This is a genomic window from Stygiolobus azoricus, assembly GCF_009729035.1.
In the GTDB taxonomy this organism is placed as follows: domain Archaea; phylum Thermoproteota; class Thermoprotei_A; order Sulfolobales; family Sulfolobaceae; genus Stygiolobus; species Stygiolobus azoricus.
This window is the reverse complement of sequence record NZ_CP045483.1, coordinates 1,756,574-1,778,733: the sequence shown is the minus strand read 5'-3', so window position 1 is coordinate 1,778,733 and position 22,160 is coordinate 1,756,574. Positions and strand designations below refer to the sequence as shown.

Genomic DNA, 22,160 nt, shown 5'->3' with positions numbered 1-22,160 from the left:
CCATTTTTTACTTATATACTTATAAAATCAATATTACTATTCGTGATACAAGGCACTAATACAATCCTTACACTAACGCTAGTAATAGCAACTTTCTCCGGATTAGTTCTTAGAAGGCTTAGGATATCCCCCGTTCTCGCATACCTTGTGTCCGGTCTAATAGGAGAACTCTTAGGGTTGAATTATAATAATCCAGAATTCCAGTTTATCTCTTTTCTCGCTGTAAACTTATTGTCATTTGAAATGGGAGTTTCCGTTAACCTCGTAGATCTCAAGAAGATGTTCAGAAGAGCACTATTTATAGTGATTATAGAATTTCTATTTGTTTATATTGTAATTTCTATAATTAGTTTAGCGATCAAACTCTCTTTAATCCAGACTTTTTTACTTGCCATAATAGGCTTTAACACCAGTACATCAATTGCATTTAAGCTCGGGGAAGGTAAGTTAGATGAAAACGACTTCAAACTTATTCTCTCTGTTGCCTCACTTGAAGACACATTAGCTTTCGTCGCGTTAGGCATTATAACCTCAGGAGACGTGAATATTTTCAATCTACTCATTACCTCTCTTTCCTCATTAGCGCTTGGTTATATTGTATCAAAAGTTCTCATAAACCCTACATTACAGTATGCAAAGTCTGAAGAGTCTGTAATTTTATCTAGCGTAGCATCCGTCTTTTTATTCAACTTACTAAGTTCCATACTGAGCTTACCTTCAACGTTAGCTAACTTTTTACTGGGTATAGGTACTTCTTATGCGTCAACAGATCCTGAAAAGATAATAAGGTATATGAAACCTTTAGTTGACTTTACCCTAATTTTCTTCTTCTTTATTGCCGGAAGTTATCTCAAAATTTCTGGATTTATATTGTATTACATACTGATCTCTGTAATTCTCGTTTTAACAAAACTCTTTGCCTTTAGTACTGCCTATTGGTTTTCAGGAGTCGATTTCTTGAGGGCTTATGGAACTGGATTATTTATGACTTCATTAAGCGAATTCGGAATAGTTATATCTCTTACCGCATTACAGCTGGGACTTCCCGTTGCTACAATTTATAATATATCAACAGTACTCGTAGCTGTATCCTCCACAATAGCTAGCGTTTTAACTTCAAGAAACCAGATAGTCCTAAAGACAATAAGTAAAATGTATTTAAGGTTAAGGTTAGATAGATTTGATAGCTTAATTAAAAACTTAGGTCATATAACATTTAAATCACCAGAAATTCTTACGTCATTCTTGAAATTCTCAATCCTAAGTGTAACATTGACTTTTAGTTCAATATACTTAGCTGACTTAATAGCTACTCTTTCTCCTTACTTAGCCTTGTTTTCCTTGTCTTTAATAGTGCTGACTCCATTTTTACTAATACTCTTCATTCTTTACTACACTAGAAAAACTCAAAATCAAGAGTTTAGGCCAATAATACAAATATTCATGTGGGGAATCTTTCTGCTGATAATGATTAATTACACTGTATTACTAGCAAGGATAATAGCCGCCTCACCTTTACTTGATATAATTATCTCGATCTTAGTCAGCACACTTATAGCTATATTTTTCTATAGTAAAATATATAAATTAATAGAGGAATTAGATAAATTATTCTAGGAATGTAAAAATATTTTTAGACAATTTAAATATCTCGATCTTTTTCTTAGGGAGTAGATATATAGCTCCGTCCAAACCTCTGATTTCCATCGCTTCACCCTTCGCATAAAATAATGAAACTAGAGTAGCGACCACGGCGTCTATTACATCTTTCTTAACGTTATATCTCCTCCAATCTAAACCTATATTCTTAAGAGATGAAGTGGGATGAGTCTCAATCACTGTCCCCCTTAACAAATTTGATAATTTGATTGCCTTGGCCACGAGGCTCTCCATCCAACTCGGTGGTAACACACGATAGCCTCGCTTAATCATCTGTTTGTCAACATCTCTAAATCCTTTACTGTACGATAGTGGAGAATCTATAGCTACGATTTCAGAAGTAGCACAAAGCTGAAGAATAAGGTCTTCGTCTCCTTCATAAACTTCTATTATGTCTCCTCTCAGGACTCCGAATGTTGAAGGTCTCTTTACAGCTAAATCTATTCCGCAAAACTTCAATATTAATCCCTTTATTTAAAGTTATGAAACCGCCAATTATTTTAATAAATTACAAAGCGTATGAGAATTCTTACGGAGAAAAAGGGATGGAAATCTCTAAGAAGATCGAGAAGGTAAGTAAGGAGTATGGAGTTCCTATAATAGTTTCTGTTCCAGCAACAATGATATATAGACTCAGTAAAGAAACTGAACTAATAGTATACGCACAGCATGTCGATGGATTAGATCACGGTGCTAAAACTGGATCAATTCTTCCTGAAATGGTAAAGGACGCTGGAGGGAAAGGCTCGTTACTAAACCACAGCGAAAGGAGAATTAGATTAGACGAAATCCATGATGCAATTATAAGGATGAGAAAACTAGGAATGGAAAGTGTAGTTTGTGTAGATAGATACGAATTAGTTCATTCTATGGGAATATTAAACCCTGACGCAATACTCATCGAACCACCAGAACTTATTGGTACCGGAATCGCTGTCTCTAAAGCAAAACCTGAAGTTATTACCAGGGCGGTAGACGAAATAAAGAAAGTTAAGGGAGTTTACCTTATAGCGGGAGCTGGAATTACGAGCGGTGAAGACGTATACAAGGCTATAGAGCTTGGTGCTGATGGAATAGGAGTAGCAAGTGCTGTAATGAAAGCTAAAGACCCAGAAAAGGTTGTAAGCGATTTGGTGTCTCAAGCCTTAAAAGCAATAGATAAGAGGGGATTTTAGCTGGGGGTTAGCTAAATAACAAATTGAAAATAGTAGATTCCAGAGATCCATCTCCAAATACCTTTTTAACTAACTCTCTTACTCTCTGTTTGTCATTTATTACGGCGTAGAGCGACACTATTATTAGATACGCTGACACAAGCTTAGAATCCCCTCCAACTTCTGTAGCGAAACTTCTGAATTTCACAGAGTTAATATATATATTACTTCCGTCAAATCTAACTATCTCGTTATAAGGCATATCGGAAACGTTAATCTTAACATTATCAAGAGAATAACCGTTTTCCTCTAATATCCTTCTCACTACTCCTTCAACACATTCTATCTCTCTACATATCAACTTTATCGCCATCCGTTGAACAACCCTTTCATCACTAGTTCAGATAAGGTTGGGTTCTTCATTTAGTATGAAATTAAGTTAATTAGTAATAAATGTATCCCTTCTTAATGAGAAGTAGCCTAGATACTCTTGCTGCAGCTAACAATATTAAGGAGAAGAGAATCAAAGTCGCTGATGCAGTTATAGACGCATTAAAATACGTCTGATACTCGTTATAAATATATACTGAGGCTACACAATCTCCGTTAAAGATCCATCCTTGAACGAACGGAGCGATGATTGCAATAGAACCGAATTCGCTTATCGCTCTAGCCATTGAAGTCAGTCCTGATGAGATTATTCCTCCAACAGACATAGGAAAGATCATTTTAAAGTAAACACTGAGTTCAGAGTAACCCAAACTCATAGCGTATTGCTCATATGATAACGGTAAGCCCTCGAAGTAACTCTGCATCGATCGGATATACACGGGAGCTGAGACTATAATTAAGGCTAGGATAAGCCCGAGATACGAGTAGTAGAAATTGATACCATGAGAAGTTAAGAATTTACCTATTATGTTAGTGGGACTATCTATGAATACTAAGGCTATTCCCACGAGCGGGTGAGGTATTGAAGCTGGGATATCTACTATACTTTCTATTATAGGGTTTCTATTTCTGGCTAGAAAGTAAGCCAATGGTGTAAACAAGAAAATAATAACGCCTATAGCGATAGCGGAGGAAAAATAGGAAAGTTCTATAGCACTTATTAACTCCTTTCCAAAGGCTACTGATCTAACATAAAAAGGTCCATAACCGTAAATTACTAAATATATTATTGGGATTACTAAAAGGATGGATAGAAAAAAAGATATTACCTTAGACAGCCGTGAAGTTACCACCATATGTTAATACTCCCTCATTCAACAAATTCATAATTTGTGGTGGTACATCTGACTGTGATTCGTAGAACAAAACTGGGTGGACTATAGGAGTAACGCCGAACATCGCTAACTCATTGACATTTGTAATCACGAATTGTATAAACTTTAGTGCCAACTGTTGGTTTGGTGCATTCTTCGGTATGGTTATATACAAATACACTGGGTTACCGTATATCTTTAGAGTTTGTCCGTTTACTGTTATTTTATAGAAGAAGAAGCTATACCAGCTTGTCTCATTAGGATAATAACCGAAACTTAGCCATGGTGGTAATTGCAAATAGTCTAGGTGTTGAGATATTGCATAGGACTTATAGGAGAAGACAAAGTCGAGTTCTCCAGCCTTTAATGGGGCTACAAAGTCAGCAGTAGTAAGTGCACTATGAATTACATTACTTTCATTAGCTAAGTGTATAAAGTAATCAAAGGACTTATTTGCATAGAGGTAGCCAGCCATTTTTAGGATCAGATAACCGTATAATCCCTCTGGATCCGAGCTAGGGTTGGATATACCTAGACTAAACTTAGTAGTTAGTAGATAGAAGAAGTTATACCAGTACTTAGTACTGTTAGTCTTCATTGCCATTGTATAGTTACTGTATAGCTGGTTCCAATATGGGTTCATCGTAGTGTAGTTAGAATATACTAAAGCCATCTGGTCTGATATAAAGGCAATTGCCCAACCTGGGTTGTTCTGCCCTTCTAACTCAACAGCCTGAATATAAGCTACCGGAACAAAGACATCTGCAGGAGCTCCATGTGCAATCTCAGCCGCTAGTCCAAAAGAACCACCGGGGTTAATATCAACTGGAATACCGTATTGCTTCTCAAATTGTTGAGCTAAATATTTAAATATCGATAAATAGGCACCAGCAACATAAACTACTACAGTATTATTAGCTGATGGAGGTGTTGTAACCGATGAACTAGAGGAGGTTGAACTGGTGGTCATCAAAGAAGAATACGTAGATGACATTGATGATGTTGAAGAGATACTAGAACTGCTAGATGGATGATATAGTAATAGAACACCTGCTATTACTATTACTGCTATAACAACTATTGCTATTATTATATAGGAAGATATTGCCTTAAAGATTTTTGTACGTTTATTCATATTACCAAATAGATATATTCCCGTTAATAAATATTACTTTGAGAAAAGGTTAAATATTATAAAGTAAATAAAGAATAATTAACATTTTTTGAATCTTTGTCGAAATTGAAATCTTTAATAGATAAAGTGTAGTTAAAGTCTGTTGATTTAAAAAGCACAGAGGTAAATATTACTTATCTGACGAATAAAGATTAAGTAGAAATTATGTTAAAACTTCTATTTTGATTAGGTTGAGTTTACTCTCCTATTTCCAATATATACACATTGTTAACATTGTCTCCCGTAAAACCAGTTTTTATTGTGACACCGTATTTCTCAAGAAGTTCATAGGACGAATGGTTTATTAACGCATTATGGATATCTACACTACTAATTTTTAGCTCGTTATTCATATAACAACCTGCATATTCACTATTTCCATCAATACCGTCAGTGGCGATGGCATAAAGCCTTGCATTAGCTTTAATATATTTAAGAAAGCCCAAGCAAACTTCACCATTTCTTCCTCCTTTTCCATATTTCCCGGTTATCTTTACGTCGGGTTCGCCTCCAAATAACAGGACTTTTCTTCCTTTCGAAACCCTGAACTGAGTATTCGCTATACCTGCTAATTGAACACCAAACGAATACGCATCACCTCTCACTTCGCTACTTAATATCTCTGAATTCTCTATATCAGACTTTAATCTAGTTAACACAGTTTCGATGTCGAGAATCTTAAAGATGTAGCTTTTTACTTTTAACGTCTTCGGTGTCTCTTTCAGAAACCCCGCATATTTTTCTAAGCCTATATCTTTCATAATCCTCTCTGCCTCCTCTTTTGTAGAGAAGTCTAAAATTGTAGGCCCACTGCCCACGCTCGAAAGATCACCTCCAGGTACGTCACTGACAACCAACGTTAAAATAGGAGATTTTGAGTACTGTGCTAACCAACCACCTTTAATGAGAGAAAGATGTTTCCTTACAATATTTATTTCTTCAATACTTAAACCCGATGTAACCAGAGCCTTATTAATTTCTTTAAGATAATTTAAAGAAATATCTGAATACTCCATTAGAGCTGAAGCTCCACCAGAGATAAGGAAAATCAACAAGTCATAATCTTCCTTAAGTAACAAATTGATGACTTTTTTACCCGCTTCGTAACTACTCTCTGTAATATCCGGGTGCGAGGATTCTAACACCTCTAAGGGTAGTTTGACGTTAGTGTGACCTTTCGGTGTAATTACAATACCGTTTTCTATTTTCATTTTATCGAGGAAAAATCTTGTCACTTTTAAGGCAGACTTACCAACAGCCACGAGAAGAGGCTTTTGAGTTCTAAAAGAGTGACCTTCTACGTTTATTTCCCCGTTGGAAATTCTTACCTTGCTTGATAAAGCCTTATAAGAGTCACTATAATCAAGTATTCTTTTCACAATTTCTTTCACTTTACTGTCCAAAAACATTTCTAATCCTTCTTAAAGTAGTCCTTATATAGCTCAGACGCTAGTTTCTTTCCCTTTTTAGTTAAGTCGTAATATATCCCTTTAGGCTTATGATCCAACTCCTTAGCTTTTACTTTAAGCCAAGGTTTAACCGAGGATGTTACGCTTCTCTTAAGTGCCCCTTGAAATCTCTGTAATAAACCTTTGTCCTCTAGGTCTTTACAGGCTTTCTCGATCTCGTCTTCGTTATATTTAGGTGCCCATCCCGACTCTCCTAGCAGTCTTCTAGCCATATACCAAGGGTTATCTGGGCCGTATTTATAAATATGAACTAATATCTTCTTTTCAAGCTCCGTTAGGCTTTCCATTTACCATCACTTGTTCAGCTAGAACTTTAGGTATCTCGTACTTTTTTCCGCTCATATCCTCTAAGACTATATCACCATTATCTTTCTTTTCTACAATTCTGAACCTACTGCCAGGAAGAAGACCTACTTCACTAGCTTTAGCTAGAATCCATTCTTCCTCCTTAACGATCATTAGAACCTCAACTACCTCTCCTGGTTTAATATTAGTCATTATCTCTCCTTTTATAACTCCTCTTCCTGGTATCGGATGTCCGTGAGGACATGTCTTGGGATAGTTTAATACTGAATCTATTTTCTCCAACACATCGTCAGGCCATATATGTTCGAGCCTGTGAGCTATTTGGTGAGCTCTTATCCAGTCCAAACCTAAAATGTCAGTGAGGAGTCTCTCTGAAAGCCTATGAGCTTTGATGAGCCTTTCAGCTATTCTTTTTCCATCGTCTGAAAGTAAAATTTTCTTATCTTTTCTGATGATTAATCCTAGTTTTTCCAGCCTATTCAAAGCTTTACTTATAGTCCCGGGGGAAATCCGAAAAATAGTGATCAGGTCGGAGACTCTAGCGTAGCCTCTCAATTCCTCAAGCTCATAAATTTCTTTCAGATAATTTTCCAGAGGTTCCGATAATTCCTCGGTTTCCATTATTTCACTATTAATTTTGTCTTGACTGTTTGTATTAACCTTACTGATTTGTCCTCTCTAACGAATACGTTGATATTTGCACTGAACTTACCTTCATAACCCTCAGCTTTTAGATAGTCCACAGTCTTTTTTAAAGCCTCATCAATAGCTGATGAAATGTGCTCATGATATCTGCTACTGCTAAATTTAGAGGGAACTTCCACCGATTCGATCTCAGTAACAGCATAGTATTTTTTCTTCTCTTCATTTGTCTCCATAACTATCCATAGTTAAGTTTGTAATAACAAGAATTAAAGGTTAAGGTTTTATTTTCGTACCAATGAAACGGGGATGAAAAAATATTTACTACTAAACGTAGAATACAGTATATGTATAAAGTGATTTTTAAAGTTAATAGTAATGGTAAATTTACAAATTCATTGAAAACACTTTCAAAATCTGGATTTATTCCAATTTACTTTAAGAGGGATAGAGGAATTGAAGAATATACAGCTGTCTATAGAAGTAATGATATAAATGAAGTGAAAGAAGCAATTATGGATTTTGCTTATTTATTATCAAAGGAAGGAAAGAGCGGTGGCTATGACTTCGCTAAAATATACAAAATAGAAGACCAGTATTTAGGCAAAGTAGCTGGTGGGAGTTTAGGTGCGTTATTAGGTTATCAATTAGCTGGTATTGCAGGATTAATTCTAGGAACTTTAGGGGGAATATTTTTAGGTGAGTTACTGGATATCGAGTTAGGTCAAACACCGGTGGGGTTATTAGCATGGCCAATCCAACAATTGACAGAATAACTAAAAGAGGATTAAATCTCCTCATTGGCACATTAATGTTCATTACATCGCTAGTGTTAATTATAAAAGTTCACGTCTCGTTTACGGAGGTTCTATATACGTTAAATCCTTATCCGTTTTACTTTTTAGGGCTGTTTTTTGGTATAGAAAGGTTATTTTACTCTATAACAGGTAGTACAAAACTTTTCTCTCTAATGACGGGGTCTGGAGAGTTCTCCTCATTTACCAATATTGCGATATTTCTGTTCTTCCTAACATTCGGAATATATGTATTAGCTTACTCTCTCCTATATACAAGTCCTATCTTAATAATGCTCAATGCTCTAAACGGTGTAAGTTTTCTACTGTACTCCCTGAGCCTATTTAAGGCTTGGCACATTTAAATAAAGTCCAAGCACCGATTTTCTGATATTCTATTTTTTCAAATCCTACCTCCTTTAATAATTTGACATAATAGTCTACTGAAAACAGTTCTAATTTCCACCATTTTGCAAGAAACCTACTGAACGAATTATTATTAGTCAATACAGATGAGACAAACTTACCTTTTCCCTTTAACACTCTGAAAATTTCATTTAACACTACGGCTTTCGAAGGGATCATATGCAAGACAAACATAGCCGATATGCCGTCAGCTATCTCGTTATTAAAGGGTAATCTATTTGCATTAGCTCTAACTGCTATTACATTACTTCTTTTTCTCTTCAGAATTCTCAGAAATTTAGTCGAAATATCTATTCCAATACATACTTCGCATTTAGTATAGTCGAATAATTTTCCAGTACCAGTTCCTATATCAATTACAAGATTTCCTGATACATATTCTCCTGTGCTTCTCATTATAGACGAGTATGTCTTCCCACCAGAAGTTAAAAACATACCAATAGGAGCCCATAATTGCTCATAAACCCCTGCTACTTTCTCTAATATGTCAGGGTTCTCGACTTTTTCGTCATTCATGAAGTCTATTATCCCATCTATTTCCGTAAACGAATGACCGTTCTCACAAATCCATTTGTCCTTAAAGCGTGAGCCGTCAATAGGACAGCGAAAAAGATTAAGCATAATCTAATTAACCTTTATTCCTTTATTAAATTTCTTGAGGCATATTCTATTAGATCTTTTAAAGTTACGATCTCTCTTTTATTCACAATAGCACTACCTATATTTAGTCTTAATAAATCCTTAACTACAACATTAATTGGCGTATTTCCCGAGACATTGTAAACTTCAGGGATCATAATCTTACTTACATCACTATTTAAGTCCAGTTCCGGATAACCGTACACAATATCCCTTGCAGATACTATCCCATACAAATCCCCCTCGTATACGGGAACATGCCTAATTCCGTTATTTATCATAACACTAGCTGCTGTCCTGATCCTAGCATAAGGGGGTACTACGATAGCTTGTTTAGATATTGAAGATATACTATCATGTGCGTTATCCCACTTTACCTCTTTTATTACGTCCTTATATGTAACGATCTTTAGCCCACCATCTCCTTCTATAAATACTGCATCTACTTTGTTACTTAGCATGTCCCTAATTATCTCACTTAACGATGGGTTAGACTTTATGACAGGTTTAAGCCTTGCCTCCTTAAGCCTCTCATCTGCCTCATTATATAAGATGTGGTATAACGCTTCCTCTACTGTGAACAGACCTATTATCTCCCTATCCCGTAGCACAGCAATCCTTCTTATCCTGTTTGTGTTCATAAAAAATATGGCATCTGTAATATATGACTCCTCTGTTATCGCTATTACATCATGACCCTTTATCAATCCTAACTTCACTTAAGTTTAAGCTTCTCATTAAATTATATAACGTTAATACACGCGGATCCTTAAAGTCGAGTTCCTTTCCACTGTCGCCTACCAATTTATACCGATGAGTATAACTTTTGGTAGTGCATTCTTTAACGTAATCAATTATTTTTCGTGAAATAAGATCGGATTCCTCCGGTTTGGTGATCTCAAAGAGTCTACCAAACTGTTCATCCTTATAACCCTCAATTAAGATGACATCCGCGGGGATTATTTCTAATATATCCTTAACGCTGAACCTGCCCATTATTATGCCTTTTTGGTTAAGAAATACCACATAATCAGATCCTGCCTCCCAAAACCTGAAAGTGTCTTTGCCTTGAAGATCGATCTCGTGGTGAGAATGCTTAATTACAGCAATAGAGAACCCAAGGCTCTTTAATTCCTTAACTGCTTTTTCTATCGTTAGAGTCTTACCTGAGTCCTTCTTTCCTATTACCTGAATTATGCATTTATTCATAATTAACTTTTATTTTCAACCAATCATATTTTAAAATAAATGCTAATACCGTTAAGCGAAGCGAGAAAGCTTATAGATAATACTGACTTCAGAAAAGCTCCTACTAAGAGAAAAAGCATATATGATGCCGTAGGCGAGGTAGTAGGTGAAGACGTATATGCAATTAAGAATATACCGGATACAAACCTCTCTGCCATGGATGGTTTTGCATTTAGAGTTAGCGACTACAAGAAATATGGAGAACTAAAAATCGTAGGCTCACTTCACCCCTCCTCTTCTGAAATTCCAGAACTGAAAGAAGGAGAAGCGTATTATGTAACTACCGGTTCCCCCATACCGAAAGGTGCAGACGCAGTAGCAAGAATCGAAGCTAGTAAAATAATGGGCGAAAGGGTCAAGTTTGTAGAGGAAGTGTTCGAAGGAAAGGACATTAAATTTGTTGGAGAAGACATATCGGAAGGGAGCCTTATAATAAGTAAGGGAGAAATTTTAACTCCTTACCATCTAGGAATTCTAACAATACAAGGGATCAGAGAAATAAATGTAGTAAATGTGAAAAGTTGTGTCATAGCATCAGGAGACGAGATAGTACCTTATTATGAAAATGGAAAGATCCCTGATTCTATTTCACCTATTCTTCTGTACTTATTAGGGAAATTCGGAGAAAGTAAGTACTTTGGTGTCATCAAGGACAATAAAGAAGAGATCATTAACGCTATGAAAAAACTCTCGGAGGAATGCAGCTATATAGTCCTCATTGGCGGGTCTTCAATGGGAGACAAGGACTACTCAAAGAAAGTAATAAGGGAGATGGGTTCATTGTTATTTGAAGGAGTTGCTGTAAACGTAATAAAAAGAGGAGGTGTAGGTGTGATAGGAGACATTCCAGTAATTAACCTTCCTGGGCAAGTGGTTTCTGCAATCACAGTATTCCACGAGCACGGTTTACATATATTATCGAGAATGATAGGAAAAGAAGTGAGGAAATTCTCCTACTATTTCCTTGATCAGGATATAAGCGTAAAGCACAAGATGGATTCCGTCTTCTTATTCAGAACTGAGGGAGTATATGCAAAGCCATTGAGGTGGGGTACAGGTCTTTATAGTGAACTTGCTAAGGCAAACGCTTTTGGTATATTAACTAGAGGTAAAACATATAAAAGAGGAGAAACCGTTGAGTTACAGCAATTCCTCATTTGACGTGATTATATTAGCCGGTGGTGAATCTAAGAGGTTTGGAGAAGATAAGTGCGATCACGAGTTTAACGGTATTACTTTTCTCCAGAGAGTTAGCAAAGAGTTTAGTAATCCCATAATTATTGCTAATAAGTTAAGAGCAAATCTGAACGGAAGGCAGATCATAGATCATGTGCGGAAGGGTCCAGTTAGGGGGCTTGAGATTGGAATTCAATACGTCAAATCTGAAAAAGTTTTCGTCACGGGATGCGATTTTCCGTTCGTAACACACAATTTAGCTGAGTTCTTATGCGGTAAGACTGAGTTCGACATCTCGATTGTACTAGTTAACGAGCCCCAGCCCTTGTTGGCTTGTTACAGTACAAGTTTTCTTCGCCAGAATTTGAGTAAGTGTAAGAGGATGATGGATTTACTCTCTTTAAGCAAGAAAACATACTTAGTTGGAACACGTGAGCTGGAATTAAATAAGATAAACTTACTAGCAGTAAAAAACGTTAACACATGGTTAGACCTAAACTTCAGTATTAGGAATATCATGGCAAGTGAAAGTAGATTAATATTCTCGTCTTTTTAAGGTTCCCTAATTATTATTACTTGTGTTAGTTCCGTTTGTACCAACACCATACGAAGTCGCTAGGGAAATGTTGAGGTGTGTAAAGGCTGGTAAAAATGACGTTGTCCTAGATTTAGGTGCTGGAATAGGAAATATTTTGAAAATAGCTAAGGAGGAATTTAATGTAAAATTAGCTGTAGGAGTAGAAATCGATAGAAAACTATGCAGAGAAGCTTACAAAAATAACAATAGAGAATTTGAAATAATTTGCGGAGATATGTTAACTCTAGCCCCGATCTTACTACCAAAAGCAGACATACTAGTCTCTTACTTATCAACAAGGACAAACGAGCTTTTAGAACCATTAATAATTCAGAATGGTAAAAAAGGACTAAGAATTGCCTCTAATGATTTTCAATATCCGAACTTAAGACTAGTTGAAAAAAGAAGAGTTACGGCTGAAGGTATATTAGGGCCTACAGAACACACGATATATTGTTATGAGCTATGAGAGTTTGTACTCTCTTCTCTGGTGGAAAGGATAGCACTTTTGCACTTCATTGGGGTGTATTCAAAGGTTTTGAAGTAACTTGTCTTATAACTCTCCTTCCGAAAAAGGATTATTCGTGGATGTTTCAAGTCCCTAATGTTGAGTTTACTAAATATCAAGCTGAAGTGCTAGGCCTGGACATAATCCAATATCCTACATCTGGAGAAAAAGATAAGGAATTGGAAGATCTAAAACAAGCTTTAAAATTAGCTAAAGAGGTAAAAGGGATAGATGGAATAATAACGGGGGCATTACTTTCGGATTACCAAAGGCTAAACATTAATATAATATCGGAAGAACTTGGACTGAAAACCTACTCCCCCCTGTGGAGGAAAGATCAAAAGGAGTATATGAGGGAGTTAATAAGAAACGGTTTTAAATTTATTATAACATCCGCCTCTGCTTACGGCTTTCCATTTGAACTAGTTGGTAAAGTTATAGAAAGTCAAGACGTAGAGACTATAATTAAAGCAGCTGAAAAATACGGTTTCAATCCGGCTTTCGAGGGAGGAGAGGCCGAGACATTCGTAGTGTATGCCCCACTTTTTAAGAGAGAATTAAAGATAGAAGGCGAGAAAATTAAGATAAGTGAATACGAGTGGAGATTCGTAATAACACATATACGTTAAGGAACTGCAGGTATATTGTAAACCCTACCGGTGAGATAAGAAAGAGCGAGAATATAGTAATTCAGAATGGTATCATTAAAAGTGTCGGTAGGGAATTAGAAGGAGACGAGATAGATTGCTCTGACTACATTGTAATCCCCGGTCTGGTAAATTCACATACTCATTCTCCGATGACAGTCCTAAGAGGTTATTATGATGATGCTGAACTCGAAGATTGGTTAAACAAGATATGGGAATTTGAGAAAACCAAATTCACAAAAGAGCTAATGAAAATTGGAAGTGAGCTCGCTATTCTCGAAATGTTAGGGAATGGGACGACAGCTTTTGTAGATATGTACTTTAACCCAGATCAAGTAGCGGAACTAGCTGAGAAGTATAAGATAAGAGCTTTTGCAGGATACACTTTTTTAGATAGTTTATTCGACCCATATGAGATTGATAAAAAACAAAGGAGATTAAAAAAGAACGAGTATTTTGTACCCATAATTAACGTACATAGCATTTACGCTGTGTCGGAAAATACTCTGAAAATTGCAAAACAGTTAGCTGAAGAGCTACAAACTTGGATACATATACACGTATCAGAAACCAGAAAAGAACTCTATACTATTAAGAAGAGAAATGGCTTATTTCCCGTCGAGTATCTAGCTAAACTTGGATTAGTTAACCAGAAACTTCAGATGGTTCATCTAGGCTGGGTAGCGAGCTGGGAAATAGAGACTATTAAGAGGAATGGTTCCACCGTTACTTACTGTCCTACATCGAACATGAAACTCGCCACCGGAGGTAGCTTTCCGTTTAAAGAAATGCTAAAAAATGGTATTAACATTACCTTGGGAACTGACGGTACAGCAAGTAATAATTCACTAGACATGTTTCAGGAAATGAAAATCGGCGTATTACTTCAGAGACAGATGTATTGGAATGTGGAAACCAAAGCAATTGACCTATTCCAGTCTAGTACAATAAACGGCTATAGATTATTGGGAATTAAAGGAGGGTTAATAAAGGAAGGGTACGTTGGTGACTTGGTTCTGATTGACAGTCATTTTGTTTACCCTCTTTCACAAGACAAACTTTTCTCTCATTTAGTTTACTATGTAGACGGCAGATACGTAAGTAAGGTGATAGTTAACGGTATCATTCACGATAAGGACAATATCCTGAGAATTTTAGCTGAGAAGGTAAAATTACTCGAAAATAGCTATTTAGACTCTACAAATCCCTGATTTTTAGCACTCGCTATATCTTCAGAGGTCTCTGAGATACTGAACTCCTGATCTACAAGCTTTGCCATACTTTCGGCACAATTCCTTATATCTTCAAGGATTTTCTCTTTGAGTTCCTTATATCCTCTTGTCTTATACAGATATCTTGGCCTCCCGGCCTTATTTCCAGGTTCCTTTATCCTCATAACAAGACCCATTTCGAGTAATTTATTTAAACTTCTGTTGATCGAAGCCTTTGAGAGCTTTAGATCTTCCTCAAGATCCTCAGTCCCTTTAGCATCAGCCTTAGCCAAGGCAACTAGTACTTGTACGTCTGTTTCGGATAGTCCATAGCAGAAAGATAGTATATCTACTAGCCCCGCATCTTTTCCTGAAGGTAGCTTTACTCTAGCACCAGAAATATGTGTTTGAGACATTTGTATCACAATTTATGATTCTTATCATGCAAGTATTTATATTTTTTCACAATAAAATTTTTCTCATAATACAAGACTAATATACTTTCTATTCATAAATTATGCCAGTGATTATTAAAATAGAGTTATTATACAAAACTAATTCTACTCTTGTTTGTGGTATTATTAATGATCTTTTTAAATCTGACTTTTCATCACTATAGTAAAGTTTTAAATTGAGTGCACTAATATGATAAATCGGAGGTAAATTAAATGAGTGTAGAGGAAATAGTTAAAGTTTCACGTAACTATCAGGTGACAATACCGGCTAAAATAAGGCAAAAATTCCAGATAAAAGAAGGAGATCTAGTTAGAGTGATCTACGACGAAAACGAAAACGTAGTAAAGATACAAGTGCTTAAGGAACCTTGGAAGTAATATCTTTATTCTTTATAACACATTCTTTTTCATAAATCATTTTTATTGCTCCTATACATGTCTATTTATGTACATAGATGTCCATGCTCATATAGACTCAAAGGAATTTGATCAGGATAGAGATGCGATAGTAAATGAATGTGAAATAACAATTGTAAATGCAGGAGTAGACCTTGAAAGTAATCTTAGAAGTTTAGAACTAGAAAAGAAATATAAGAACATTATAGCTGCTGTAGGTTTCCATCCTGAATTCATTAAAGATAAGGAAAATGAGATAGAGAAATGTTTGGAGCTAACAAACAACGCTAAAATCATAAGCGAAATAGGCCTTGATTATTATTGGATAAAGGATAGCGAATTAAGAAAGAAGCAAATTAAGATTCTTTCTCTCTTTCTAGAGAGAGCCGAAAAACACAGAAAAACTGCTATAATCCATGTCAGAGGAGGGATGAATGATTTATTGTCTTTATTACCATCTTACAAGGTTCGTTTTGCTATTCATGCTTATGAAGGCAGCATTAGAGACGCAAAAAGAATAGTTGATCTTGGGGGTCTTATTTCAGTACCTCCAGTACTAATAAGAGATAAATACAGACAAGAGGTAGTAAAAGAGATCGACTTAGATTATCTAGTAACGGAAACCGATTCCCCATTTCTCGGTCCCGAAAAGTACATAAGAAATAAACCTTGTAACGTGTCTTTAACAATTAAAAAGATAAGCGAATTAAAGAAAATTGAAGAGAAAGAAGTTATTCAAAGAATAAGGAAAAATTTTGAAGAAAAAATTTTACCTTAGTGTTTAGACTCCTTCTCCTCTGTTGGAGCGAAGTAAACGAATAGATAGTAAGCAATAAACCCTATAAACGCCGATATAGTAAACGGCAATACATAGGGCACTGCAGCAGCATGTAAAGTTATTTCAGTTATCTCCCATACTAGCCCTGCTATAGCTAAGACATATCCTAAAGTTAAGAGTTTAAAGAAACTGACCATTTATCTCACCCCTCAACAATAATACTTCCCCATAAGGACATAACATAACCCATATCTTCTCCAGTAAGTAAATTAGACATCCCGTCTAAATCGTAATTGTAGAATGCTGGATAAATTATTCCATACACATAAGCTGGAGCCTTAGCAGTGAAGGTGAATGTCATAGGAGTATTGTACTGTATGTTCTGAGGAGTAGCAACTGGAGTTATAGTACCATTCCACCATACGGCATACACATCAACATACAAGTCCGTCATGGGAGAAGCTACACCAGTAGTTGAATAGTTATATAGCCAGTTATGGTCTCCAGATGGAGTTGGAATTATTATGTTCATTGTTACAGTAGAATTTGCATTAACTACAAATGTTGGCCCAGGTATACTGTCGTTAAATGCAGCATATTTATCAGAGACAACTGTAAGTATAGGGTTTGGAGTGTTCTCAACTATTATTGGTGGATTATAAGGATCACCAACCAAAGCACTTGTATGAGCAATATTTGACGCTGTAATATACCTCTGGATTGCTGCTGGAGAAGCGTAACCAGACTGTGGAATCACTAATATTTCACCTACCTGATAAGAGAACCAAGGACCATTATATTCACCGTCCAAAAAGGCATAAGCTCCACAGGCTATTGGATATCCGCTAACATTTCCGGCATACCACACAGCATACTGTGTTAAGCCTGGAACAATCTGGGTATCAACTACATATTTAGCGTTATATACTGGTATATACATGTTTTCCGTCGCAGTCTTACCCGTAACAGCATACATTGTCATATTAAGATATTGACCTGGATGAACTACCATCAAATTATAGTAGAACGATAATGTTGAACCATTAGGTAATACTAATTCAGAGTTTATACCGCCCCCGTGCTCGCTAACAGTAAATACATATTGCATTGCATTTACAGTTGTGGCAATAACATCAGAGGGAGGAATACTACTCGGAATATCATGAGTTACTACTGCTGCATCTCCACCTACTGTAAAAACTTGAGGTAATGTAGTAACTACAACTATTGCCAGAAGTACAATAGCAAATCCAGTCCAAATCCATTCGAATTGTTCTTTACTAACCATTCAATCACCCCAATTTTTTACAACTTTTAAAATAAACTTCATATAATAAAAAGTAACTATTCCCTTTAAACTGTGTTAGCTGCCTTTAATGAGCTAACACCAGCTAAAATGATACCAAGTGTTAATAAAGAAATCCAGGTCCATTCTAATGGATTAGATGGATTTGATGCATCACCGACCAGCAATAGAGGTATAGCACTTATTATGATCAATATTCCTCCGAATATTGCAAGACCCCACCACGTTGATAAAGCTTTTCTCATAAATCTCATATTTAATCTATTTTCAAGACTTCTTAAACTTATGCCGGTATTAGACCAATCTAATTGCATTGCTACAGTGTTGATCAGTTGACCTAAGCCTAAGCCTTCAGCTCTCAGCAATTTTCCTTTAACTAATGTCATTACGAGGTTCAGGAACCATACTAAAGTGGCTAACTGAGCTATAAGAGCACCTGCAGTAGCTAAGTTCACAGCATCAGTTAAGTATGGGACTCTGGGTATTATCTCAGCTCTTCTTAATATACCATCTAGACCTTCAAGTTCCATGCCTATGACAAACAATATTGAACCTATTAAATAACCCCAGAAATGAGTCCATGCAGCTTTAATAGAATACCAAGACCTACCGGTCATCATTGGCAACATGAAGTATAGGACTGCCATAGCCTCTGGTACTATACCTAACAAAATCATTGCATGGAAGTGACCTACTACCCAATCCGTATTGTGAATTATTGCGTCAACTGAAATTGTAGCATTAGAGATTCCAGTTACACCGGCAAATATCGAGCCAGCCCAGCCAGTTACTGTAAAGGCAGTTATCACGTTCCACCTCACATCAGCGCCCTTTACAGTAGCAAAGAGGTTAAGGAATGTCATGAAAGTTGGTACAGTTACCGCATATGTTAATATCTCCTGAAGTACTTTAAGATCAATCGGCAAGTTAACCATGTATAAGTGATGAATTGGAATGTTGTTAGAAAATATTAAGTATAGTACAGCGGCCACTCTACCCATTTTATCGCTATATAAAGGCTTGTTAGCTAGTGTAGGTATTAATAGGTACATTGCAGCTACTGCTGGAAGCCATGCCATGTAAACTACAGCATGGCCAAATATCCAGAATGCGATTTGATTAGCTATTGCATTTAAGCCTACAAGACCAGCAAACGCTAGTATATCCCATACATCAGCTACAGTTACTCCAGAATAACCTATCATGAATAGTAATATAATCATCAAGAAGAATACTAGCGGAACTGGTAATTTCTCTTTACTTTGCTTTGATGCTAGGTAGTAGTGATAAACGATCCATATTCCTGCAAGATAAACGAATGCGTCGTTTAGTAACCATCCTATGAAGAAGAACGGACTAACTACATAGAGAGAATAACCTGGTATTCCTATAGGAGATAAGTAGTACCAAGAAGTAGCGGAGAAGTAGTTGTCAAATCCTTGTTGGTTTACTATTAAAATAGGGCCTTCCATGAACATCATAGATATATTAAGCGCTATGAATGCCAGATTTAGCAGCCACTTTGCTCTAGGTTGTAGGTTTAACAGTTTAATCGTAAAGTATATGATGATTGCGTAAATTACTTGTTGTGCAAATCCGAACAGATCTCTTTCAGCATGTAATGTTATGCTTGCGTAGTATTCTTGTGGAGTTAATGGTAACACACCAAAAGTAGTCCACATACTCTCTTGGATTCTAACCATTAAAGAGTCTATTACACCTAACAATCCCCATATTACACCCATTACTAGCATTCCCATTACTATTCTTGTAGTCCAATCCTTGTCTAACTGGAAAAGTGCAACAATAAAATTCCTTAGACCCATATGCGTCACTTCAGCTATCATTATAATATTAAAATTTTATAAATTTACTTATGTAAAACCCTACAAGTTTAAATTAACTAAGTTTAATTCAAAATAATTTGTTATTTTTCTAATAATAATAATGAAAAGATAAAAAGGAAAATAAAATGCAGCGGTCGGCTCTCCCATACCATAACCCTTATTACCCCAGACTTTCCCTAGCCCTTCTCATGCCGGTGACCGATGAACGCGGATAGCCGGGCACGGTTGCTCCCTTCCGGACCTGGCCGATTCCCCCGGCCAATGCGGTATCTTCCCTCCCTCCAGAGGGAAGACCCGCAACTATCTCGCCCCATCGGGCGGCACTCATCGTTAGGCTAGGATCTGGAGGTAACAGGTATTATGGTATGGGAGTTACTGGTGCCCGCATTAAGCCATGCGGGTTACAGGGGCTGGCTAGACCCCCCACCCTCCCCGACCATCTACTAATTTATCCCTTAAGATTAAGAAATTAACTCAAACAGCTCACACAAAGAATCTATTATTATCGCGTTTTTAGACCTGACCTTCTCCTCGCTAAAAGGTACGCCAGACTTCACGAGAAATATCCGAGAAAGCCGTGAATTATAGTAAGCCTCTACATCTACTTCAGTATCCCCTACTCCGATACTTTCATGCGGCATGACACCAAGACTATTTAGTGCGGTTACTATCGGCTCTGGATCAGGTTTTCCTTTCATTACATCATCAGACGTGACTAAAACATCGTAATTTACTCCTATTTTACTTAGGACTTTCGTAGCTGAGATTCTGTTAGATGAAGTAACAACAGCTATTTTAACAAATTTTTGAATTAAATAAGAAGTAACTTCTTTCGCGCATTTCGTAGCTTCCGCTTTTGTCTCTACTAGATGTAGATACTCCTTATTTTTTACTTCGACTAGTTCTTTCCATCTTTCGCCTGCAAGCAATTTAGCTATATCTGACGTCTTTCTCCCTAGCAAGTACTCGATTTTTACATTCGTAACAATTCCTAACTTTTTTAGCCCTATTTCCCATGCCTCTTTATGAATTAAGGCAGTATTAGCAAGAGTTCCATCAAGATCGAAAATGGCAGCGGAAATCCTCATGGTACAATTAAACTCCTTATAGCTTCGCCCTCTTCTAATACCTTCACAGCTTCATTGATCTCTTCTAACTTGAACTTACCAGTTACCAGTTTGCTAGGATCATACTTCCCTAACCTTACTAGCTCCAGTAGCCTAGGCATATCTACTCTAGGCCTACCACCGTAATTACCTATAATCGTGATTCCTCCTCTAACTATAGAGGCAATCCTTAAGGGGATTTGTGCTGAAACTGGGGGTAAACCAACTAAGACAACTCTTCCACCTATTCTCACTCCATCCACAGCCATTTGAATAGTTTCCTGAGTACCCGCAGCTTCAATAACTACATCAGGTCCTCCGTTCGTAATCTGTTTTAAGGTCTTTACTGGATCAGATTCTTTAGTATTAATAACATCAGTAGCTCCTAACTCCATGGCTTTTTCAAGCTTCCATTTCTTGGTACCTAATGCAATTATTCTTCCAGCTCCGCTTGCCTTTAGCAGTTGTATCACTGAAAGACCTACTCCACCAACTCCAATTACAGCTACTGTCTCCCCGGGCTCAATTTTCGCGTTATTTACTGCACCATAAGCAGTTATTCCAGCACACCCTAGAGGTGCAGCTTTTTCAAGGGGTATATCGTTAGGAACAACGGTTAACGCGTTCTCATGAACTATCGCATATTCGGCAAAACCCCCACCTAAGAATATGTGAACTTCTCTACCGTCCTTCAACTTTAATCTCGTAGTGCCATCAAACATGACACCCTTAAGCCTGACTGAGGCTTGTGTCTCACATAGGTTTTCCTTTCCTGATATGCAATTTCTGCATTTTCCGCACGGGTGAATGAAAGCTGATACTACTCTATCACCCTCCTTTACCCTCGTAACACCTCTTCCCACTTTCTTGACTACTCCGGTTATTTCATGACCTGCCACTACTGGAGGTGGGACTGGAGTAGCACCTACAAATACATTAACGTCAGAATGACACATACCGGTAGCTGTAATTTGTACTAAGACCTCGTTATCTTTAGGTTCATCTATCTGAATATCTTGAATTGTTAACGGCTCCTTGTAGTTGAAGAGAACAGCCGCACGCATAAGATAAACTACTTTAAGTAAGTAAAAAGTTTTGATAACTGTAAAAATCATGAGTTAAAAGAACCCAAAATGGCGCCGGGGGCGGGACTTGAACCCGCGCGGGGAGTAACCCCAGCGGCTTTCAACTCTCCAAATTAGCAGGCCGCCGCCCTACCATGCTAGGCGACCCCGGCAATTATTATGATCTTCCTTAGAGTATAAAAGAGTTTAGTTCCGAGCCTCTAGCTGAATAGACACTTAAACTAATTGTTCTTTATGAAGTTGTAATGGACTAAGGCACCTATTTAACACACTAAAAAATCATTAACTTGAC

At 36.9% G+C, this 22,160-nt stretch carries 28 protein-coding genes, 1 tRNA gene and 1 other RNA gene; 11 read left to right on the top strand and 19 right to left on the bottom strand.

The genetic code is table 11. From position 1 onward, the window contains the following. The first annotated feature begins 42 nt into the window (after positions 1-42). Positions 43-1,617, top strand: coding sequence for a cation:proton antiporter (locus D1868_RS09770; RefSeq protein WP_196770240.1), 1,575 nt, complete (start codon positions 43-45; stop codon positions 1,615-1,617). On the opposite strand, the gene D1868_RS09765 is transcribed toward D1868_RS09770, so the two are convergent. Further along, positions 1,609-2,118, bottom strand: coding sequence for a DUF429 domain-containing protein (locus D1868_RS09765; RefSeq protein WP_231112374.1), 510 nt, complete (start codon positions 2,116-2,118; stop codon positions 1,609-1,611). The two genes, D1868_RS09770 and D1868_RS09765, sit on opposite strands and share 9 nt — an antisense overlap. A 23-nt stretch (positions 2,119-2,141) precedes the next feature. On the opposite strand from D1868_RS09765, the gene tpiA reads away from it, so the two are divergent. Beyond that, positions 2,142-2,834, top strand: a complete 693-nt coding sequence (gene tpiA, locus D1868_RS09760) for a triose-phosphate isomerase (protein WP_156007698.1) — start codon at positions 2,142-2,144, stop codon at positions 2,832-2,834. A gap of 7 nt (positions 2,835-2,841) precedes the next feature. On the opposite strand, the gene D1868_RS09755 is transcribed toward tpiA, so the two are convergent. From D1868_RS09755 to D1868_RS09725, 7 genes are all read right to left on the bottom strand, one after another. Further along, a complete protein-coding gene (locus D1868_RS09755; protein WP_156007697.1) occupies positions 2,842-3,186 on the bottom strand; it encodes a hypothetical protein in 345 nt (114 codons plus the stop codon). 70 nt (positions 3,187-3,256) lie between these two features. Further along, positions 3,257-4,060 (bottom strand): ABC transporter permease, encoded by an 804-nt coding sequence (locus D1868_RS09750; RefSeq protein ID WP_156007696.1) that lies wholly within the window; start codon positions 4,058-4,060, stop codon positions 3,257-3,259. After that, the gene (locus tag D1868_RS09745; RefSeq protein WP_156007695.1) at positions 4,035-5,213 is read right to left on the bottom strand and encodes an extracellular solute-binding protein; all 1,179 of its coding nucleotides are present in this window, start codon (positions 5,211-5,213) and stop codon (positions 4,035-4,037) included. The genes D1868_RS09750 and D1868_RS09745 overlap by 26 nt, the downstream gene beginning before the upstream one ends. Positions 5,214-5,449: 236 nt before the next feature. After that, complete coding sequence (locus D1868_RS09740; protein WP_156007694.1) at positions 5,450-6,661, bottom strand: glycerate 2-kinase; 1,212 nt, start codon at positions 6,659-6,661, stop codon at positions 5,450-5,452. 2 nt (positions 6,662-6,663) lie between these two features. Then, positions 6,664-7,008, bottom strand: coding sequence for a DUF2250 domain-containing protein (locus D1868_RS09735; protein ID WP_156007693.1), 345 nt, complete (start codon positions 7,006-7,008; stop codon positions 6,664-6,666). Next, on the bottom strand, positions 6,986-7,648 hold the full coding sequence (locus D1868_RS09730; RefSeq protein ID WP_156007692.1) for a metal-dependent transcriptional regulator: 663 nt from the start codon (positions 7,646-7,648) through the stop codon (positions 6,986-6,988). The genes D1868_RS09735 and D1868_RS09730 overlap by 23 nt, the downstream gene beginning before the upstream one ends. Further along, the gene (locus D1868_RS09725) at positions 7,648-7,905 is read right to left on the bottom strand and encodes a hypothetical protein (protein WP_156007691.1); all 258 of its coding nucleotides are present in this window, start codon (positions 7,903-7,905) and stop codon (positions 7,648-7,650) included. The genes D1868_RS09730 and D1868_RS09725 overlap by 1 nt, the downstream gene beginning before the upstream one ends. 111 nt (positions 7,906-8,016) lie before the next feature. Between D1868_RS09725 and D1868_RS09720 the strand changes: the two genes are divergently transcribed. Together D1868_RS09720 and D1868_RS09715 are read left to right on the top strand one after the other, a co-directional pair. Continuing rightward, positions 8,017-8,445, top strand: coding sequence for a hypothetical protein (locus tag D1868_RS09720; protein WP_156007690.1), 429 nt, complete (start codon positions 8,017-8,019; stop codon positions 8,443-8,445). Then, positions 8,418-8,828, top strand: coding sequence for a hypothetical protein (locus tag D1868_RS09715; RefSeq protein WP_156007689.1), 411 nt, complete (start codon positions 8,418-8,420; stop codon positions 8,826-8,828). Before D1868_RS09720 ends, D1868_RS09715 begins: the two co-directional genes overlap by 28 nt. Here D1868_RS09715 and D1868_RS09710 read toward each other — a convergent pair. Genes D1868_RS09710 through mobB form a run of 3 tightly spaced genes read right to left on the bottom strand, consistent with a single transcriptional unit; the run spans position 8,809 to position 10,737 of the window. After that, positions 8,809-9,510, bottom strand: a complete 702-nt coding sequence (locus D1868_RS09710; RefSeq protein WP_156007688.1) for a class I SAM-dependent methyltransferase — start codon at positions 9,508-9,510, stop codon at positions 8,809-8,811. The genes D1868_RS09715 and D1868_RS09710 overlap by 20 nt on opposite strands. 14 nt (positions 9,511-9,524) lie before the next feature. Beyond that, a complete protein-coding gene (locus D1868_RS09705) occupies positions 9,525-10,247 on the bottom strand; it encodes a CBS domain-containing protein (RefSeq protein ID WP_156007687.1) in 723 nt (240 codons plus the stop codon). Then, positions 10,219-10,737, bottom strand: coding sequence for a molybdopterin-guanine dinucleotide biosynthesis protein B (gene mobB / locus D1868_RS09700; protein WP_156007686.1), 519 nt, complete (start codon positions 10,735-10,737; stop codon positions 10,219-10,221). The genes D1868_RS09705 and mobB overlap by 29 nt, the downstream gene beginning before the upstream one ends. Before the next feature lie 39 nt (positions 10,738-10,776). On the opposite strand from mobB, the gene D1868_RS09695 reads away from it, so the two are divergent. Genes D1868_RS09695 through D1868_RS09675 form a run of 5 tightly spaced genes read left to right on the top strand, consistent with a single transcriptional unit; the run spans position 10,777 to position 14,895 of the window. Then, a complete protein-coding gene (locus tag D1868_RS09695; protein ID WP_156007685.1) occupies positions 10,777-11,937 on the top strand; it encodes a molybdopterin molybdotransferase MoeA in 1,161 nt (386 codons plus the stop codon). Beyond that, positions 11,912-12,508: a molybdenum cofactor guanylyltransferase gene (mobA, locus tag D1868_RS09690; RefSeq protein ID WP_156007684.1), complete on the top strand. Its 597-nt coding sequence runs from the start codon at positions 11,912-11,914 to the stop codon at positions 12,506-12,508. The genes D1868_RS09695 and mobA overlap by 26 nt, the downstream gene beginning before the upstream one ends. 22 nt (positions 12,509-12,530) lie before the next feature. Continuing rightward, on the top strand, positions 12,531-12,998 hold the full coding sequence (locus D1868_RS09685) for a class I SAM-dependent methyltransferase (RefSeq protein ID WP_156007683.1): 468 nt from the start codon (positions 12,531-12,533) through the stop codon (positions 12,996-12,998). After that, positions 12,995-13,666 carry a diphthine--ammonia ligase gene (locus D1868_RS09680; RefSeq protein WP_156007682.1) on the top strand — a complete coding sequence of 224 codons (672 nt, stop codon included), beginning with the start codon at positions 12,995-12,997 and terminating at the stop codon, positions 13,664-13,666. The genes D1868_RS09685 and D1868_RS09680 overlap by 4 nt, the downstream gene beginning before the upstream one ends. Then, positions 13,636-14,895, top strand: a complete 1,260-nt coding sequence (locus tag D1868_RS09675) for an amidohydrolase (RefSeq protein WP_156007681.1) — start codon at positions 13,636-13,638, stop codon at positions 14,893-14,895. The genes D1868_RS09680 and D1868_RS09675 overlap by 31 nt, the downstream gene beginning before the upstream one ends. Here D1868_RS09675 and lrs14 read toward each other — a convergent pair. Continuing rightward, positions 14,871-15,311, bottom strand: coding sequence for an Lrs14 family HTH-type transcriptional regulator (gene lrs14, locus D1868_RS09670; RefSeq protein WP_156008010.1), 441 nt, complete (start codon positions 15,309-15,311; stop codon positions 14,871-14,873). The genes D1868_RS09675 and lrs14 overlap by 25 nt on opposite strands. A gap of 252 nt (positions 15,312-15,563) precedes the next feature. Here lrs14 and D1868_RS09665 point away from each other — a divergent pair, with 252 nt between their 5' ends. Both D1868_RS09665 and D1868_RS09660 read left to right on the top strand, forming a co-directional pair. Continuing rightward, a complete protein-coding gene (locus D1868_RS09665) occupies positions 15,564-15,728 on the top strand; it encodes an AbrB/MazE/SpoVT family DNA-binding domain-containing protein (RefSeq protein ID WP_156007680.1) in 165 nt (54 codons plus the stop codon). A 67-nt stretch (positions 15,729-15,795) separates the two neighbouring features. Then, complete coding sequence (locus tag D1868_RS09660; RefSeq protein ID WP_156007679.1) at positions 15,796-16,524, top strand: TatD family hydrolase; 729 nt, start codon at positions 15,796-15,798, stop codon at positions 16,522-16,524. Here the strand turns inward: D1868_RS09660 and D1868_RS09655 are convergent. From D1868_RS09655 to D1868_RS09625, 7 genes are all read right to left on the bottom strand, one after another. Then, a complete protein-coding gene (locus tag D1868_RS09655) occupies positions 16,521-16,721 on the bottom strand; it encodes a hypothetical protein (protein WP_156007678.1) in 201 nt (66 codons plus the stop codon). The genes D1868_RS09660 and D1868_RS09655 overlap by 4 nt on opposite strands. Before the next feature lie 5 nt (positions 16,722-16,726). Then, the gene (locus D1868_RS09650) at positions 16,727-17,812 is read right to left on the bottom strand and encodes an oxidase (protein WP_156007677.1); all 1,086 of its coding nucleotides are present in this window, start codon (positions 17,810-17,812) and stop codon (positions 16,727-16,729) included. A gap of 65 nt (positions 17,813-17,877) precedes the next feature. Further along, entirely contained in the window at positions 17,878-19,656 is a 1,779-nt protein-coding gene (locus D1868_RS09645; protein WP_156007676.1) for a cbb3-type cytochrome c oxidase subunit I, read from the bottom strand. A 152-nt stretch (positions 19,657-19,808) separates the two neighbouring features. Further along, positions 19,809-20,116, bottom strand: an RNA gene (ffs, locus tag D1868_RS09640) — signal recognition particle sRNA. Positions 20,117-20,138: 22 nt separating this feature from the next. Further along, positions 20,139-20,765, bottom strand: a complete 627-nt coding sequence (locus tag D1868_RS09635) for an HAD family hydrolase (RefSeq protein ID WP_156007675.1) — start codon at positions 20,763-20,765, stop codon at positions 20,139-20,141. Continuing rightward, on the bottom strand, positions 20,762-21,847 hold the full coding sequence (locus D1868_RS09630) for a zinc-binding dehydrogenase (RefSeq protein WP_156007674.1): 1,086 nt from the start codon (positions 21,845-21,847) through the stop codon (positions 20,762-20,764). The genes D1868_RS09635 and D1868_RS09630 overlap by 4 nt, the downstream gene beginning before the upstream one ends. Before the next feature lie 70 nt (positions 21,848-21,917). Beyond that, positions 21,918-22,020: transfer RNA gene (locus tag D1868_RS09625), tRNA-Ser, on the bottom strand. Positions 22,021-22,160 lie beyond the last annotated feature (140 nt).